A 15,021-nucleotide genomic window follows, 5' to 3' on the forward strand; every position below is an offset into this window, starting at 1 on the left:
CGGCCGTCCTGGCCGGTGCCTGGCGGGGAGGGCGAGGCCATGATGCGCTTCGCCTTCCTCGGCAGCGGCAGCGAGGGCAACTCGCTGCTGATCGAATCCCGCGAAGACACCACCACCACTCGCGTGCTGCTGGACTGCGGCTTTGGCATCCGCGAGACCGCCCGGCGCCTGGAGCGCCTGGGCGTCACGCCGGACCAGCTCGACGCCGTGCTGGTCACGCACGAGCATGGCGACCATGTCGGTTCGGCCTATGCCTTTGCCGCGCGCCATCGCCTGACGGTCTATACCAGCCACGGCACCTGGCTGGCTACCTCGCACCTGCGCGGCGCCGACGTGGCCGATGTGAGGGTTTGCTGTGCCGACCATGGCTTCGCCATCGGCGGCCTGCAGGTGCTGCCTTACACCGTGCCACACGACGCGCGCGAGCCGGTGCAGTTCGTGCTGTCGGACGGGCAGGCACGGCTGGGCGTGCTGACCGATGCGGGCATGGAAACGCCATACGTGACTGCGCGCCTGGCGGGCGTCGATGCGCTGGTGCTCGAATGCAACCATGACCGCGAGATGCTGCGCAATTCCGTCTATCCGGCCTCGCTCAAGCGGCGCATCGGCGGCGACTTCGGCCACCTTGCCAATGAAGTGGCGGCCAGCATCCTGGCGCAGGTGGCCCATGACGGGCTGAACCGCGTGGTGGCGGCGCACCTGAGCAAGCAGAACAACACGCGTGAACTGGCCACCGGTGCGCTGGCGGCGGCGCTGGGCGCGAGACCGAGCGAAGTGCTGGTGGCGGATCAGGAAGAAGGCCTGGCGTGGCAGGGGGTGCGGGCCTGAGGCCCGGCGCAACGGGGGTCCGGGGCCGCGCGAGGGCGCGCCCCAAAAACAAAAAACCGGCCCGAAGGCCGGTTTTTTTTATCGGTCAGAAACCGATTACTGCTTGGCGGCCGGAGCCGAAGCGTCAGCAGCCGGAGCCGAGGCGTCAGCAGCCGGGGCCGAAGCGTCAGCAGCCGGAGCGACCGGGGCTTCAGCAGCCGGAGCCGAAGCTTCAGCAGCCGGAGCGGTAGCAGCCGGAGCAGCCGTGTCAGCGGCCGGAGCGGCAGCTTCTTCCTTCTTGCCGCAAGCAGCGAGAGCAACAGCGGCCAGCAGCGATGCGATCAGGAGAGACTTCTTCATTGTTCGTCCTTTAACTTGTAATAACGAAAAACAGGCGATGAATAATTACCGGTAATTATCGCTCTTGAACTGCAAAATTAGGCCCTCCCGGGTGCCGACATATGCAGTGGTCCACAGTACTAGCCAGCCAACGATTATATCCGCGTTTTCCCGGCTTGTGTAGCGCCGAAATTTGCTGATTCGCAATGTTACGCATTATTACAGCCGCGGCCCCAATTGCAACCATCCTTCCAGCGTCCAGTGATGGAATGTTTCCATCAGATCGGGCAGTTCGGCACAGTTTCCAACCTCCTGCGCGCTAAGCTGCCGATTATCGGCCAACTTCTTCAGCCACGGCATCAATTCGGCCGGCGGCTCGTAGGCTTCTCCATTCAGGAAGAAATTGGCCCGGTCGTAAAGCGCAATCGATGCCGGCGCCAGCACCACTCCATGCCGGGACGCCAGTGTCGCATAACGGCGCAACGGCATGTCAGCAATCTCTGCAAATTCAACGCGAGGCTTGGGCTCGGACAGATGGCTGCCGAGGAATTCCGACACCATCTCGCTGTTCCATTGCAGTGACTTGAGCCGTTCCGCCACCGCCTTGGCCATGCCGGCGGGCAATTGCGCGGGACGCGTCGCGGCGCGCTCGCCGGCATCGGTATAACGGCCGCCGAGATCCTCGTTGTCTTCCACCGTTTCCGACAACCAGGCCAGGAAGTGGCCGGCCAATTCGCGATAGGCGGGCGCACGGAAACCGATCGAGCAGGTCATGCATTCGCCCTCGGCAATACCGTCGTGCGCATATTGCGGCGGCAGGTACAGCATGTCGCCGGGTTCCAGCACCCATTCCTGTTCCGCGCTGAAGTCGGCAAGAATCTTCAGCGGCATGTCGGGGACCAGCTCGAGGCTGGTCTGTGACGAAATGCGCCAGCGGCGCCGGCCCGAGACTTGCAGCAGGAACACGTCATACGAGTCGAAGTGCGGACCCACGCCGCCGCCGTCGGTGGCGTAGCTGATCATCACGTCGTCGAGGCGCGCGTCGGGCACGAAGCGGAAGCGGCCCATCAGTTCCGCCGCGGCGGCATCGTGCAGGTTGACGCCCTGCACCAGCAACGTCCACTGGCGGGTCTTGACGCCGGGCAGGTTTTCGCGCGCAAATGGACCATGCGCGAGCTTCCAGCGGTTACGGAAGTGCGTCACCAGGCGCGATTCGACATCGTCGCGATCGGCGAGATCGAAAAGCGCATCGCGCGACACCGGCGGCACAATTCCCGGCACCGCCTGTCGAATGAGCAAGGGCTTGCGATGCCAGACATCCCGCATGAATGCAGCAGGCGTCATGCCACCAAGCAGGTCGAGCGGAGTGTCTGGATCGACGGGGCCAGGGGGCAGGGCCTGCGCGTATAATGCGGAATCGTTCATGGAGTCAAGAATTGAAAATCGCTAAGAACACGGTGGTGTCCGTGATGTACAAGCTATCGGACGCGCAAGGCAATCTGATCGAAGAGTCAGATGAAGCCATGGTCTATTTGCACGGCGGCTATGATGGCACGTTCCCCAAGATCGAGGAAGCGCTCGACGGCCATGACACCGGCTTCGAGACCCAGCTGCAGCTGGAACCGGAAGACGCGTTCGGCGACTACGATGCCGACCTGGTGAAGGTCGAGCCGCGCAACCGCTTTCCCGAGCCGCTCGAAGTCGGCATGCAGTTCGAAGGCATGCCCGAGGACGGCGACGAAGAAGACTCCGTCATCTACACCGTGACCGACGTGGCCGAGGACAAGGTCGTGCTGGACGGCAACCATCCGCTGGCCGGCATGGCGCTGCGCTTCTGGCTGAAGGTTTCGGAAGTGCGCGAAGCCACCGCCGAGGAAGTCGAGCATGGCCACGCCCACGGCGCCTCGGGCGTTGAAGTGGTGGACGAAGACGAGGACGACGATACCCCCCGGACGCTGCACTGAGCCTTCGCTTGCAGTGTTGTCTTCAGGAAGCCGGCCGTTGCCGGCTTCTTTGCTTTGGCGCGCGCGTCAGTGCGGGGCCGGGGCGTCCTTCAGTACCACCGCGAACGGCGACGTCGCGGCGGGCGTGATCACCAGCTCGGCCCATTGCGAGATCGAGCTGGTCGGCAGCGACACGCGCGTGAAGTTCTGCAGCACCTTGCCGGCCGCGTCGCGCAGCGGCTTGTCGATGCCGAAGCCGCTGTCGGGACCGCTGCCGGCGGCGTGCACCAGCAACACCTGGCCGTTGAAGCGCGCGCTCAGGTCGCGCAGCTGACGCTTGAATTCCAGGTAGCCGTCGCGCGTGCGATGGCGCATGAAGCCGTCGAGCAGCGTGGGACGTCCCTTCTTCTCCCAGCCGTTGGCGAAATGCGGATCGGCGTGGGACACCACGACGATGCCGTTGAGGTCATGCTGGCGCGCCAGCGAGAACGCCCGGGCCAGCCACTGCCGGTTGGCTTCGCGCCGGTCCTCGAACTCGCTGTTGCGCCCGCCTTCGTCGCGGTAGTGGTTGTTGTCGCCCGGCACGTTGAGGCCGACGATCAGCACGTCGCCGACACTGATGCGCATGTTCTCGCGGAAGCTGCGGAACAGCGCCTGGTCCGATTGCCGCACCAGCCGCCGCGTCTGCCGCCCGAGCGTGGCGTCTTCAGGAAAGAACAGTTCGCGCAGCCGGCTCAGCCGCTCGACCGGGTCGAAGCTGCCGTTGACCGGCAGCCTGCATTCGGACCAGTCGGTTTCACCCGGCACATAGATCAGCGGCAGCGGCGACTGGTTCAGCAGTTGCTGGCGGCTGCTTAGTACCGCGTCGCTGCATGACTCCGTATCGCCCTTCATACCGCCGGCATGGATCACCAGGTTCAGCTTGCGCTCGGCGAAGTGGTCGAGCAGCGTCGTCAGATTGGCCTCCGCGGCGGGCCATTGCGGCAGGTCTGCGATCAGCGCGACGCGTACCACCTGCGGCTTGGCTGGTGCCCGCGCTGCCAGCGCGGGCGGCGCGGCAGCCGCCATGGCCGCCAGCCACAGCCATGGCAGCAGCAAGGTCGGCAGGGCCCGGCGCAGCGGCTTCATGCCGTATCGACCGCCTCGCCCGCCAGCGCCTTGAGCCGGTACAGCGCCTCCAGCGCCGCGCGCGGCGTCAGCGTGTCCGGATCCAGGTCGGCCAGCGCGTCGATCACGGCGGCCTGCTCGGGCGCCATTGCGGGGACGGCGGCATCCGTGTCGGCATCGTCGTCGTTCCAGGCATCGTCATCGTCCGGCGTCGGCGGCGCGGCGAACAGGTCGAGCTGCGGCGTGGGCGTGGCATCGGCGGATTGCTGCTCCAGCCAGGCCAGGTGCTTGCGTGCGGCGCGGATCACCGGTTGCGGCACGCCGGCCAGTTGCGCCACCTGCAGGCCATAGCTCTGGCTGGCCGGGCCGTCCTGCACCGCGTGCAGGAACACGATGCCGTCGCCATGCTCGACCGCCGACAGGTGCACGTTGGCCGCCTGCGGGAACTCTTGCGGCAGCTGCGTCAGTTCGAAGTAATGCGTGGCGAACAGGGTATGGCTGCGGTTGTGCGACAGCAGGTGGCGCGCGATTGCCCACGCCAGTGCCAGGCCGTCGAAGGTCGAGGTGCCGCGGCCGATCTCGTCCATCAGCACCAGCGATGCCGGCGTGGCGTGATGCAGGATGCCGGCGGCCTCGGTCATCTCGACCATGAAGGTCGAACGCCCGCCGGCCAGATCATCGGCGGCGCCGATGCGGGTGAAGATGCGGTCGATCGGCCCGATCACCGCCCGCCGCGCCGGCACATAGGCGCCAACGCAGGCCAGCAGCACGATCAGCGCGGTCTGGCGCATGAAGGTCGATTTACCGCCCATGTTCGGGCCGGTGATCAGCAGCAGCTTGCGCGCCTCGTTGAGCTGGCAGTCGTTGGCGATGAACGCCACCGACTCCGCCGCAAGCTGGCCCTCGACCACCGGATGGCGGCCCTGCACGATATCGACCACGTTTTCGGCGACGCGCTCGGGCGCCGACCAGTCCAGCGTCTGCGCGCGTTCGGCCAGTGCCGCCAGCACGTCCAGCCGCGCCAGCGCGGCGGCGACGCGCTGCAGCTCGCCGATATGCGGCAGCAGTGCCTGCAGCAGGCCATCGTAGAGCTGCTTCTCGCGCGCCAGCGCCCGGTCCTGCGCCGACAGCGCCTTGTCCTCGAAGGCCTTGAGCTCGGGCGTGATGTAGCGCTCGGCGTTCTTCAGGGTCTGGCGGCGGCGGTAGTCGTCGGGCACCTTGTCGGCCTGGCCGTTGGTGACCTCGATATAGAAGCCGTGCACGCGGTTGAACTCGACGCGCAGGTTGGCAATGCCGGTGCGCGTGCGCTCGCGCGCTTCCAGGTCGATCAGGAACTGGCCGCAGTTCTCGGAGATATCGCGCAGTTCGTCGAGTTCGGCATCGAAGCCGCGGGCGATCACGCCGCCGTCGCGCACCACGTTGGCGGGTTCTTCGGCGACGGCGCGCACCAGCAGGTCCAGGCAGTCCTGCGGCACGGCCAGGTCCTGCAGGGTCTGCGCCAGCAGCAGGCTGCCCTGGTCGTCCTGCAGGCAGGCCTGCACCTCGGGCAGCGCGCGCAGCGTGTCGCGCAGCGACGACAGGTCGCGCGGGCGCGCGTTGAGCAGCGCCAGCCGCGAGGTGATGCGCTCCACGTCGGCGAGCCGGCGCAGCGCCCCGCGCAGCGCGTCGGTGCCCTGGTCGATCAGCACGCCGATGGCCTGCTGGCGCGCCTGCGGCACCGCCGGGTCGCGCAGCGGGTGGTGCAGCCAGTGGCGCAGCGCGCGGCTGCCCATGGCGGTGCAGCAGGTGTCCAGCAGCGAGAACAGCGTCGGCGACTCGCCGCCGCGCAGGGTTTCGGTCAGTTCCAGGTTGCGCCGCGTGGCGGAGTCCAGTCCGACATATTCCGATTCGCGCTCGACCTTCACGCCCTGCACATGGCGCAGCGACTGGCCCTGCGTGGTGGCGGCGTAGTTCAGCAGCGCGCCCGCCGCGCCCAGCGCGGCACCCAGCCCGGCACAGCCGAACGGGTCCAGGCTGGCCACACCCAGCTGCTCGCGCAGCCGGCGCGTGCCGGCGTCCTGGTCGAAGTGCCATTCCGGCAGGCGCGTGCGTGCGCACGCCAGCGCCGGCAGTTCGATGCCATCCGCATACAGCAGCTCGGCCGGGCGGATGCGCTCCAGCTCGCGGCCCAGCAACGTCGCTTCGCATTCCATCAGGCGCAGCTCGCCGCTGGCCAGGTTCAGCCACGCCAGCCCGGTCTTGCTGACGCCGCGGCGCGTGGTCTGCTGGTGCACCGCCATCAGGAAGGTATCGGCCTTGTCAGGCAGCAGCGCGGCGTCGGTCAGCGTGCCGGGGGTGACGATGCGCACCACCTTGCGCTCCACCGGCCCCTTGCTGGTGGCGGGATCGCCGATCTGCTCGCAGATCGCCACCGACTCCCCCAGCTTTACCAGCCGCGCCAGGTACTGGTCCGCCGAATGGAAGGGGATGCCGGCCATGCGGATCGGCACGCCATTCGACGCGCCGCGCGCGGTCAGCGTGATGTCGAGCAGGCGCGCGGCCTTTTCGGCATCGTCATGAAAGAGTTCGTAGAAGTCACCCATGCGGTAGAACAGCAGGGTGTCGGGGTGGTCTGCCTTGATGCGTAGGTATTGCTGCATCATGGGCGTGTGGCGGCTGCCTGCGGCGTCTGCCTGTGCCTGTTCAGGGTCGGTTTTCTTCTGCAATCCCATTGCCTTTAGCCTGTCTGGCGGTGGGCCTGCGTCGTGCCGCCCGATCCGCGCCGAGCGCACCTTGCATGCCGCGGAAAAGCGCCCCCGCGGGGGCGGGCCGGGCGCTGCTCCGGCGGCCTGTGGCCGCGGCACGAAGGGGCGTTTTCGAATATGGGCGATATGGTACAGCACGGTGCTGCCGCCGAAGTGGCGCAGGCGCGCTGCGCAGGTCCCGGATCAGCGGAACACCAGCACCGGGATGTCGCTATGGGTCAGCACTTTCTGCGTTTCGCTGCCGAGCAGCAGGCCGCTGAGTCCGCGGCGGCCGTGCGAGGCCATGAAGATGACATCGCAGCCCAGGTCCCGGGCGGCGTGGATGATGCCCTGGTACGGCGCCGAAGCGCTGGAGACGTGGCCACTGCATGGCACGCCGGCCAGCGCGGCCGCGGACTCGACCTTGGACAGTTCCTGGCGCGCCTCGGCTTCGACGCGCTGCTGGTAGGCGTCGCGCTTTTCGTGCGAGCTGTCGCTGGTCAGCACATAGGGATAGCTCTCCACGCACATGTACGGCGTGAGCCGTGCCCCGGCGGTGCGGGCGAACTGGATGCCGGCGGAGACGGCCTGGTGCGAAAGCTCCGAGCCGTCGACGGGGAGCAGGATGTGCTTGAACATGGGGTCCTTTTCTGTTGTGGGAGGAAATGGCGCGAAGCGGACGAAAGCGGGCGGCGTCCTGCGCTTCGGCGCCGCGCTCAGTTGGCCAGCGCGCGCCCGACGATCAGCGGATCCGGCTGGCCGATGGCGGTGGTGTCGCGGTTGGCATAGGGAAAGCGCGACAGGATGTAGCGCAGCGCATTGAGCCGCGCACGCTTCTTGCAATCGGAGCGGATCACGGTCCAGGGCGCATCGGCGGTATCGGTATGCGCGAACATCGCTTCCTTGGCGCGGGTGTACTCGTCCCATTTGTCGAGCGAGGCCACGTCGACCGGGCTGAGCTTCCATTGCTTGAGCGGATGGATCTCGCGCTCGCGGAAGCGCCGGCGCTGCTCCTTCTGGCTGACCGAGAACCAGAACTTGAACAGGTGGATGCCGCTGCGCACCAGGTGCCGCTCGAAATCCGGCGCCTGTTGCAGGAAGTCCTGGTATTCGCGGGTCGAGCAGAAGCCCATCACGTGCTCGACGCCGGCGCGGTTGTACCAGGAGCGGTCAAACAGCACGATTTCCCCGGCCGAGGGCAGGTGCTGCACGTAGCGCTGGAAGTACCATTGCCCGCGCTCGGCTTCGGTGGGCTTTTCCAGTGCCACCACGCGGGCGCCGCGCGGGTTCATGTGTTCCATGAAGCGTTTGATGGTGCCGCCCTTGCCGGCGGCGTCGCGGCCTTCGAACAGGATCACCACGCGCTGGCCGGTCTCGCGCACCCAGGCCTGGAACTTGAGCAGTTCCACCTGCAGGCGGTACTTCTGCTTCTCGTAATTGCGCCGTGACATCAGGTTCTGGTACGGGTACGCGCCTTCGCGCCAGCCGACGGACAGCTCATCGTCCGGGTGGCGCTGGCGGCCGGCCTGCCAGGCGGCCGGGTCGCCCTCGAGGATCAGGCTGCGCAGTTGCGCGGCCTCGTCCGGCGCCATGCCGTCGAGCAGCGTGCGGATGGCGCCCAGCATGCCGCTGCCATCGCCGGCCTGGCTGGCGAGGATGTCCTGCATGCCGCTTGCCGCGAGTTGCACCGCGGCGTCGACGGCACTGTCGACTTCATTGCGCTGCGCCGACAGCGCCGAGCGGGTGGGCAGCACATCGCCCCTGGCGGTGGCACGGGGCCGTGTGGTGGTGGGGGTGGGACTACGGGTGGGGAGGGTGTCGCGATCGGTCATCTGCGCGCCTCCGATCAGGCGGCGGTGCGGCGCAGGATCTGGTAGAGCTGGTCCTTGAGCAGCAGCTTCTCCTTTTTCAGCCGCTCGATCTCGAAGGTGGAAGCCGGCACCAGGCCCGCTTCCATGTTGTGGATTTCCTGGTCGAGCGAATTGTGGCGGTGGAACAGCCGCGCAAAGCGGGCGTCCTGCGTCTTGAGGGCGGTGATCTGGTCGCGGTATTCGGGAAACATGCTGGCTCTCCTGTGGCTGGATCCGCGCGCACATGGCGTGGCGCATGGATTCATTCTGGTGAGCGCAGGGCGGCGCGGCCTTGACCAGGATCATGGCTCGCCGGGGAATGAGATGAGGCCGCAAGGCGGGACGCACGGGCATGCGGCCCCGGAAAAACAAACGCCCGCCGGGTTGCGGCGGGCGTGCTGGCCTGCATGGCCGCTCAGGCCATCTGCCGGCGTCAGGCGGCGCTAGGCTTGGCGCTGGGTTTGGTGTTGTCCAGCGAGTACGGCGACAGCAGGCGCACCATCTGGGCGAACGCCTTGGGGTTGCCCGCCAGCACTTCGCCTTGTTCCATCTGGCGCGGCTCGCCGGCGTAGTTGCCGACCAGGCCGCCCGACTCGGTGATCAGCAGCATGCCGGCGGCCATGTCCCACGGCTGCAGGCCGCGCTCGAAGAAGCCGTCGAGGCGGCCGCAGGCCACATAGGCCAGGTCCAGCGCGGCGGCGCCCGGCCGGCGCAGGCCGGCGCAGCTGCGGGTCATCAGCGCGAAGATCTCGAGGTACTCTTCCACACCTTCCAGGTCGCGGAAGGGGAAGCCCGTGCCGATCAGGCAGTCGGCCAGCTTGTCGCGGCGGGTGACGCGGATGCGGCGGTTGTTGAGGAAGGCGCCGGCGCCCTTGGTGGCGGTGAACAGCTCGTCGCGGGTGGGGTCGTAGACCACGGCCTGCACCGGCGTGCCGCGGTGCAGCTGGGCGATCGAGACCGCGTACTGCGGGAAGCCGTGGATGAAGTTGGTGGTGCCGTCGAGCGGGTCGATGACCCAGGTGTATTCGTGGCTGGCTTCTTCTTCGGTCCAGGACTGGCCGGACTCTTCCGCTAGAATGCCGTGTTCCGGGTAGGCCGTGCGCAGGATCTCGATGATCGCGGCTTCGGCGGCGCGGTCGACCTCGGTAACGAAATCGTTGTGTTGCTTGCGCGAGACGCGCACCAGATCGACGTCGAGCGACGCGCGGTTGATGATGGATCCCGCCTTGCGGGCCGCCTTGATGGCGATATTGAGCATCGGATGCATGAATCTCTCCAGGCCGGCCACGACCGCGCGGCGGGGCACCAAAGCGCCGCTCGCCCGCTCATGGGCAGCTGACAACACAACGGATTGTAGAAGAACGTGGGGCGTCGCCGGCCTTGTTGCAGGACGCTTCGCAAATGTGTCGCGAACGTCTCGCGGGCATGCATAAACCTGGCGCCGCGCCAAAGAAGAACCCCGAATTGTATATGAACCCGGCAATTGATACGAGCCAGCCCGCCCCCCCCACGTCAGACGGGGATGCCTTCGGCCGCGTGCGCTTCGTGCTGGTGGAAACCAGCCATCCCGGCAACGTCGGCTCGGTGGCGCGGGCGATCAAGACCATGGGCTTCGGCAGCCTGGTGCTGGTTTCGCCGCGCGAGCCCGAGGTGCTGCGGCATCCCGATGCCGTGGCCATGGCCAGCGGCGCCGACGACGTGCTGGCCGCCGCCGTGATCGTCGACCACGTCGATGCGGCCCTGGCCGGGGCCGCGCTGACCGTGGCCATGACCGCGCGCCAGCGCGAGTTCGGGCCGCCGCGGCTGCTGCCGCGCGCCGCCGCCGCGCGTGCGCGCCAGACCCTGTCCGGCAGCGGCGACGTGGCGTTCGTGTTCGGCAATGAGCGCTATGGCCTGCCCAACGAGGTGGTGGAGCGCTGCAACGCGCTGACCCATATCCCGGCCAATCCCGCCTATGCGTCGCTGAACCTGGCGCAGGCGGTGCAGCTGGTTGCCTACGAGATGCGGCTGACGCTGCTGGAGGCCGCCCCGGACGCGGGCGCCAATATCGGCTATGCTGGCGAGCCAGCCACGGCCGAACAGGTCGAGGCCATGTTCGGCCACCTGCAGGCCGGCCTCGAGGCGATCGGCTTTCTCGATCCGTCCAATCCGCGCAAGCTGATGACCCGGCTGCGCCGTCTGCTGGCGCGCAGCGGCCTCGAGCGCGAGGAAGTGAACATCCTGCGCGGCATCGCCAAGCACATGCTGATTGCCGCGCAGAACCCGTCAGGCCCGCAGGCCGACCGGTGACAGGAGCAAAGGACTGTGGCAGCAACCCGTAGCGATGCGATGTGGGACCGGAGCGGTGCATGCCGAGGCGGCGTGGCCGAGTGTCCTGCCGCCGCGGGTGGGCGCATGCCCGGTCGATGTTGATCGCAGCATCGCAGCAATGTCCCTGGCGGATCAGGGGCCAAACGCCGGCGCCGCAAGGCGGGACGGCAAATCCCTTACACTCCTGATCCTCTTCACCGGCCCCCGACCGCGCCGGCGACCCTGCCCCGGGCCCTGGCCCGCGTGGCGCGGCGCACGGCGCGGCACCACGACACGACCAAGATGTTCTCTCGCCTGAAGGAAGATATCGACACCATCATGCTGCGCGATCCCGCCGCGCGCAGCCGCCTGGAAGTCCTGACCTGCTATCCGGGCCTGCACGCGGTGCTGCTGCACCGGCTGGCGCACGCGTGCTGGCGCGCCGGCTGGCACTGGCTTGGCCGCTGGATCTCGCACTGGTCGCGCTTCTTTACCGGCATCGAGATCCATCCGGCGGCGACGCTGGGCCGGCGCGTGTTCATCGACCACGGCATGGGCGTGGTCATCGGCGAGACCGCGCAGATCGGCGACGACTGCACCATCTACCAGGGCGTGACGCTGGGCGGCACGTCGCTGTACAAGGGCCAGAAGCGGCATCCGACCCTCGGTGTCGGCGTGGTGGTCAGCGCGGGCGCCAAGGTGCTGGGCGGGTTCGTGGTGGGCGACGGCGCGCGCGTGGGTTCCAACGCGGTGGTGCTCAAGCCGGTGCCGCCGGGCGCGACCGCGGTCGGCATTCCGGCCCGCATCATCCTGCCGGATGCGCCGTCGGTGCAGCAGGGGGCGAAGCAGGAGTTCTCGGCCTACGGCATCACGCCGAATGCCGACGACCCGGTATCGCTGGCGCTCAAGAGCCTGATCGACAATGCCGCGCTCCAGCATGACCGCATCGAGGCGGTGCTGGCTGCGCTCGACCGGCTTGGCGAACACCTGGAAAACACGCCGAACGACCCGTTCGATGCCAGCGAGCTGCGCAAGCTGATGAAGTAACGGCGAGACCGACGGCTGGCGTCGTTCAGTCGGTCTGCGGCAGCAGTCGGAAGCCGTCCTGGTCCAGCTGCAGCACCGCGGCGCGCGGATGCGCGCCGTCCAGGTCCCAGTCGGTCAGCACCCAGCGCACGCCCGCGCCTTCCTCGTGGCGGGCAGGGCGATGGGTATGGCCATGGACCAGCAGTGATGCGCCGGCGGCGCCGAGCAACTCGGCCGCCGCCGCGGGGGCCACATCGCCATAGACTACCGGAACCGCCGCGCCGGCACTGCGTTGCCGGGCGCGGTTGCCTTCGCTGTCCGCGCGCAGCTTGCGGGCGACGGCCAGGCGCGCGCGCAGCGGCAGCGCCAGGAATACGCGCTGCACCCAGCGCTTGCGGGTCCAGCGGCGAAAGCGGTTGTAGCGTTCGTCGTCGATGCACAGCATGTCGCCGTGGCTCAGCACCACGCGCTGGCCGGCGCAATCGATTACGGTGGGGTCGGGCAGCAGCGTGGCGCCGGCCGCGTCGGCAAAGCGGCGGCCCAGCAGGAAGTCGCGGTTGCCGTGCATCAGGTACACCGCCACGCCGCGCGCGGCCAGTGCGCGCAGCGCCAGCGCCACGCGTTGCGCGAACGGCGCCTCGGTTTCTTCGTCGCCGACCCAGAATTCAAAGAAGTCGCCCAGGATAAACAGCGTGCGCGCGTGCGCGGCGGCGCGCTCGAGCGTGCGCACGAAGGCCGCCAGCGTGCGCGGCATGCCGGGCGTCAGATGCAGGTCTGAAATGAACCACGCCGGCGCCTGTACCTCGAGGGGACCGGCCACCGGCGTGTGGGAGATTGCGGTCATGCGTGGTGTCGGGAGGGAAAGGCCGGCACGCGGGCGCGCACGGTACCGCAATCGGCAGGCATCGGCTTACTCGACGACGACGGCCTTCTCGATCACGACGTCTTCCAGCGGCACGTCCTGGTGGAAGCCCGAGCTGCCGGTGCGCACGCCCTTGATCTGCTCGACCACGTCGGTGCCGTCGACCACCTTGCCGAACACGGCATAGCCGAAGCCCTGCGGGGTCGGCGACGAGAAATTGAGGAAGTCGTTGTCGACCACGTTGATGAAGAACTGCGCGGTGGCCGAGTGCGGCGCATTGGTGCGCGCCATGGCCACGGTGTAGCGGTCGTTCTTCAGGCCGTTGCCGGCTTCGTTCTCGATCGGCGCGTCGGTGTCCTTCTGCTTCATGCCGGGCTCGAAGCCGCCGCCCTGGATCATGAAGTTCTTGATCACGCGGTGGAAGATGGTGTTGTCGTAGTGGCCCTTGCGGACATACGACAGGAAGTTCTCAACCGTCTTCGGGGCCTTTTCGGCGTCGAGTTCCAGGGTGATCACACCCTTGTTGGTCTGCAGCTGTACCTTGGACATGGCGGTTTCCTCTGTTCGGTAATTATTTGACGACGGTGGCCGACTCGATCACGATCGGCGCGGCCGGCACATTGCGCATCGGGCCGTAGGCCGTGGTCGGCACGGTCTTGATCTTGTCGATCGTGTCCATGCCTTCCACCACCTTGCCGAAGACGGCATAGCCATTGCCGTCCGGCTGCGGGTAGTCGAGATTCGGATTATCCACCACATTGACGAAGAACTGCGCGGTGGCCGAATCCGGGTTGCTGGTGCGCGCCATGGCAACCGTGCCGGCCTTGTTCTTCAAGCCGTTGCGGGCTTCCAGCGGGATCGGCGCGCGCGTGGGCTTTTCCTTCATGTCGCGGTCGAAGCCGCCGCCCTGCACCATGAAGCCGTTGATCACGCGGTGGAAGATGGTGCCACTGTAGAAGCCGCTCTTCACATATTCCAGGAAGTTTGCGACGGTCTTGGGCGCGGCCTCCGGGTAGAGCTCGACCGTGAACTTGCCGGCGCTGGTGACGAACTGGACGCGCTCGGCGGCCTTCTGCTGGGCCAGCGCGCTGAACGAAGACAGCGCGAGGGCGCCTGCGGCCAGGCCGGCAATGACGATGCGACGGGAACGGATCATGAAGGGAACTCCGGTAAGTCGGGATGGACACGGCCCGGGCGTGTCGCGCCGGGCCTGCGGATGGATGCTGTCGGATGGAGGCGGTCAGTTGGCCGCGGGCGCGCTGGCCGGCGGCTGGCGCCCGCCCGGCGCCGCCTTGCGGCCGGTGGCCGCGGGGGCGGCCGGCTTCGGTGGCGCTGCCACGGCGGAAGCCGGGGCCAGCTGGCGCAGGCCGGCACTGGCACGCGCATCGCCGGGATTGCGGCGCAGCGCTTCAGTGTAGGCCTGCTCGGCCAGGCGGCGGTAAACGTCGCCCAGGTTGGTGTAGCCGACCGCGAACGCGGGCTTGACCTCGGTGGCCAGCAGCAATTCGGCTTCGGCACGCTTCAGGTCACCGCGCTTGGCATAGAGCAGCGCCAGGTTGTTGTGCGGCTCGGGCAGCTCGGGAAAGTCCTGCGCCATCTCGCTGAAGGCCTGGATCGCTTCGTCCTCGCGGCCCGCCTGGGCCAGCGCCCAGGCGCGCTGGAAGCGGGCCTGCGCATTGCGCGGGTTGGCGGCGAGCACGCGGTCGAAGCCCTTGATGGCGTCCTCGTAGCGGCGCGCGTTGGCGGCTTGCTGGGCCTCGCCCATGCCAGGGTCGGTCGACTGGATGCCGCCGACCGGCGAGGTCGGCACCGCCAGCGACAACGGGCCATTCTGCGCGGATGCAGGGCCTGCCAGCGCCGCGGCCAGGGCCAGCAGCGGCAGGGCGGTGCGGGATCCGCGCCGGCGCGTGCGCGTAGCGGAGACAGCAGAAAACGGGGAGGGCAGCGGCAGGCTCATTGAGGACGGGTCCGTTATACTCCGCGGCATTCTAGCAAAGCGGCAAGTGCGGCACGAAAGCGGTGCCGCGGCGGCCAGGCGTGCGGTGTTTATGCATGACGTGCGTGCGCGCGTGCAT

Annotated in this window: 16 protein-coding genes; 4 read left to right on the plus strand and 12 right to left on the minus strand. The window is 67.9% G+C overall.

Annotated elements, in window-relative coordinates; all coding sequences use genetic code 11:
* Positions 1–39: 39 nt before the first annotated feature.
* Positions 40–828, plus strand: a complete 789-nt coding sequence (locus ACEI37_RS16600) for an MBL fold metallo-hydrolase (RefSeq protein WP_373379796.1) — start codon at positions 40–42, stop codon at positions 826–828.
* A 96-nt stretch (positions 829–924) separates the two neighbouring features.
* On the opposite strand, the gene ACEI37_RS16605 is transcribed toward ACEI37_RS16600, so the two are convergent.
* Together ACEI37_RS16605 and ACEI37_RS16610 are read right to left on the minus strand one after the other, a co-directional pair.
* Positions 925–1,167: a hypothetical protein gene (locus tag ACEI37_RS16605; protein ID WP_092313758.1), complete on the minus strand. Its 243-nt coding sequence runs from the start codon at positions 1,165–1,167 to the stop codon at positions 925–927.
* A 198-nt stretch (positions 1,168–1,365) separates the two neighbouring features.
* Entirely contained in the window at positions 1,366–2,571 is a 1,206-nt protein-coding gene (locus tag ACEI37_RS16610) for a JmjC domain-containing protein (RefSeq protein ID WP_373379797.1), read from the minus strand.
* An 11-nt stretch (positions 2,572–2,582) separates the two neighbouring features.
* On the opposite strand from ACEI37_RS16610, the gene ACEI37_RS16615 reads away from it, so the two are divergent.
* Positions 2,583–3,110: a peptidylprolyl isomerase gene (locus ACEI37_RS16615; protein ID WP_025582242.1), complete on the plus strand. Its 528-nt coding sequence runs from the start codon at positions 2,583–2,585 to the stop codon at positions 3,108–3,110.
* 66 nt (positions 3,111–3,176) lie between these two features.
* On the opposite strand, the gene ACEI37_RS16620 is transcribed toward ACEI37_RS16615, so the two are convergent.
* From ACEI37_RS16620 to ACEI37_RS16645, 6 genes are all read right to left on the minus strand, one after another.
* A complete protein-coding gene (locus tag ACEI37_RS16620; RefSeq protein ID WP_373379798.1) occupies positions 3,177–4,217 on the minus strand; it encodes a hypothetical protein in 1,041 nt (346 codons plus the stop codon).
* A complete protein-coding gene (gene mutS / locus ACEI37_RS16625; RefSeq protein ID WP_373379799.1) occupies positions 4,214–6,907 on the minus strand; it encodes a DNA mismatch repair protein MutS in 2,694 nt (897 codons plus the stop codon). Before mutS ends, ACEI37_RS16620 begins: the two co-directional genes overlap by 4 nt.
* 216 nt (positions 6,908–7,123) lie before the next feature.
* A complete protein-coding gene (locus tag ACEI37_RS16630; protein ID WP_092313746.1) occupies positions 7,124–7,558 on the minus strand; it encodes a universal stress protein in 435 nt (144 codons plus the stop codon).
* 77 nt (positions 7,559–7,635) lie between these two features.
* Complete coding sequence (gene ppk2 / locus ACEI37_RS16635; protein WP_373379800.1) at positions 7,636–8,751, minus strand: polyphosphate kinase 2; 1,116 nt, start codon at positions 8,749–8,751, stop codon at positions 7,636–7,638.
* Positions 8,752–8,765: 14 nt separating this feature from the next.
* Positions 8,766–8,981, minus strand: coding sequence for a YdcH family protein (locus ACEI37_RS16640; protein WP_252674232.1), 216 nt, complete (start codon positions 8,979–8,981; stop codon positions 8,766–8,768).
* 221 nt (positions 8,982–9,202) lie between these two features.
* Positions 9,203–10,036, minus strand: a complete 834-nt coding sequence (locus tag ACEI37_RS16645) for an inositol monophosphatase family protein (RefSeq protein WP_373379801.1) — start codon at positions 10,034–10,036, stop codon at positions 9,203–9,205.
* Between the two features lie 203 nt (positions 10,037–10,239).
* On the opposite strand from ACEI37_RS16645, the gene ACEI37_RS16650 reads away from it, so the two are divergent.
* Both ACEI37_RS16650 and cysE read left to right on the plus strand, forming a co-directional pair.
* Positions 10,240–11,058 (plus strand): RNA methyltransferase, encoded by an 819-nt coding sequence (locus tag ACEI37_RS16650; protein WP_373379802.1) that lies wholly within the window; start codon positions 10,240–10,242, stop codon positions 11,056–11,058.
* 303 nt (positions 11,059–11,361) lie between these two features.
* A complete protein-coding gene (gene cysE, locus ACEI37_RS16655) occupies positions 11,362–12,105 on the plus strand; it encodes a serine O-acetyltransferase (RefSeq protein WP_373379803.1) in 744 nt (247 codons plus the stop codon).
* A 25-nt stretch (positions 12,106–12,130) separates the two neighbouring features.
* Here cysE and ACEI37_RS16660 read toward each other — a convergent pair whose 3' ends face one another.
* From ACEI37_RS16660 to ACEI37_RS16675, 4 genes are all read right to left on the minus strand, one after another.
* Positions 12,131–12,928 carry a UDP-2,3-diacylglucosamine diphosphatase gene (locus ACEI37_RS16660; protein WP_373379804.1) on the minus strand — a complete coding sequence of 266 codons (798 nt, stop codon included), beginning with the start codon at positions 12,926–12,928 and terminating at the stop codon, positions 12,131–12,133.
* Positions 12,929–12,994: 66 nt separating this feature from the next.
* Positions 12,995–13,495 (minus strand): peptidylprolyl isomerase, encoded by a 501-nt coding sequence (locus ACEI37_RS16665; RefSeq protein WP_012352488.1) that lies wholly within the window; start codon positions 13,493–13,495, stop codon positions 12,995–12,997.
* 22 nt (positions 13,496–13,517) lie between these two features.
* Positions 13,518–14,102, minus strand: a complete 585-nt coding sequence (locus ACEI37_RS16670; protein ID WP_252674227.1) for a peptidylprolyl isomerase — start codon at positions 14,100–14,102, stop codon at positions 13,518–13,520.
* A gap of 84 nt (positions 14,103–14,186) precedes the next feature.
* A complete protein-coding gene (locus tag ACEI37_RS16675) occupies positions 14,187–14,903 on the minus strand; it encodes a tetratricopeptide repeat protein (RefSeq protein WP_373379805.1) in 717 nt (238 codons plus the stop codon).
* Positions 14,904–15,021: the final 118 nt, after the last annotated feature.

Source organism: Cupriavidus nantongensis (genome assembly GCF_041726985.1).
Taxonomy (GTDB): Bacteria; Pseudomonadota; Gammaproteobacteria; order Burkholderiales; family Burkholderiaceae; genus Cupriavidus; species Cupriavidus nantongensis_A.

What these genes read in the sequence shown, in the direction of transcription:
- ppk2 (WP_373379800.1), bottom strand. Translation starts at nt 8,751, where the DNA reads ATGACCGATCGCGACACCCTCCCCACCCGTAGTCCCACCCCCACCACC.
- ACEI37_RS16640 (WP_252674232.1), bottom strand. Translation starts at nt 8,981, where the DNA reads ATGTTTCCCGAATACCGCGACCAGATCACCGCCCTCAAGACGCAGGAC.
- ACEI37_RS16665 (WP_012352488.1), bottom strand. Translation starts at nt 13,495, where the DNA reads ATGTCCAAGGTACAGCTGCAGACCAACAAGGGTGTGATCACCCTGGAA.
- cysE (WP_373379803.1), top strand. Translation starts at nt 11,362, where the DNA reads ATGTTCTCTCGCCTGAAGGAAGATATCGACACCATCATGCTGCGCGAT.
- ACEI37_RS16630 (WP_092313746.1), bottom strand. Translation starts at nt 7,558, where the DNA reads ATGTTCAAGCACATCCTGCTCCCCGTCGACGGCTCGGAGCTTTCGCAC.
- ACEI37_RS16660 (WP_373379804.1), bottom strand. Translation starts at nt 12,928, where the DNA reads ATGACCGCAATCTCCCACACGCCGGTGGCCGGTCCCCTCGAGGTACAG.
- ACEI37_RS16600 (WP_373379796.1), top strand. Translation starts at nt 40, where the DNA reads ATGATGCGCTTCGCCTTCCTCGGCAGCGGCAGCGAGGGCAACTCGCTG.
- ACEI37_RS16670 (WP_252674227.1), bottom strand. Translation starts at nt 14,102, where the DNA reads ATGATCCGTTCCCGTCGCATCGTCATTGCCGGCCTGGCCGCAGGCGCC.
- ACEI37_RS16610 (WP_373379797.1), bottom strand. Translation starts at nt 2,571, where the DNA reads ATGAACGATTCCGCATTATACGCGCAGGCCCTGCCCCCTGGCCCCGTC.
- mutS (WP_373379799.1), bottom strand. Translation starts at nt 6,907, where the DNA reads ATGGGATTGCAGAAGAAAACCGACCCTGAACAGGCACAGGCAGACGCC.
- ACEI37_RS16620 (WP_373379798.1), bottom strand. Translation starts at nt 4,217, where the DNA reads ATGAAGCCGCTGCGCCGGGCCCTGCCGACCTTGCTGCTGCCATGGCTG.
- ACEI37_RS16605 (WP_092313758.1), bottom strand. Translation starts at nt 1,167, where the DNA reads ATGAAGAAGTCTCTCCTGATCGCATCGCTGCTGGCCGCTGTTGCTCTC.
- ACEI37_RS16645 (WP_373379801.1), bottom strand. Translation starts at nt 10,036, where the DNA reads ATGCATCCGATGCTCAATATCGCCATCAAGGCGGCCCGCAAGGCGGGA.
- ACEI37_RS16650 (WP_373379802.1), top strand. Translation starts at nt 10,240, where the DNA reads ATGAACCCGGCAATTGATACGAGCCAGCCCGCCCCCCCCACGTCAGAC.
- ACEI37_RS16675 (WP_373379805.1), bottom strand. Translation starts at nt 14,903, where the DNA reads ATGAGCCTGCCGCTGCCCTCCCCGTTTTCTGCTGTCTCCGCTACGCGC.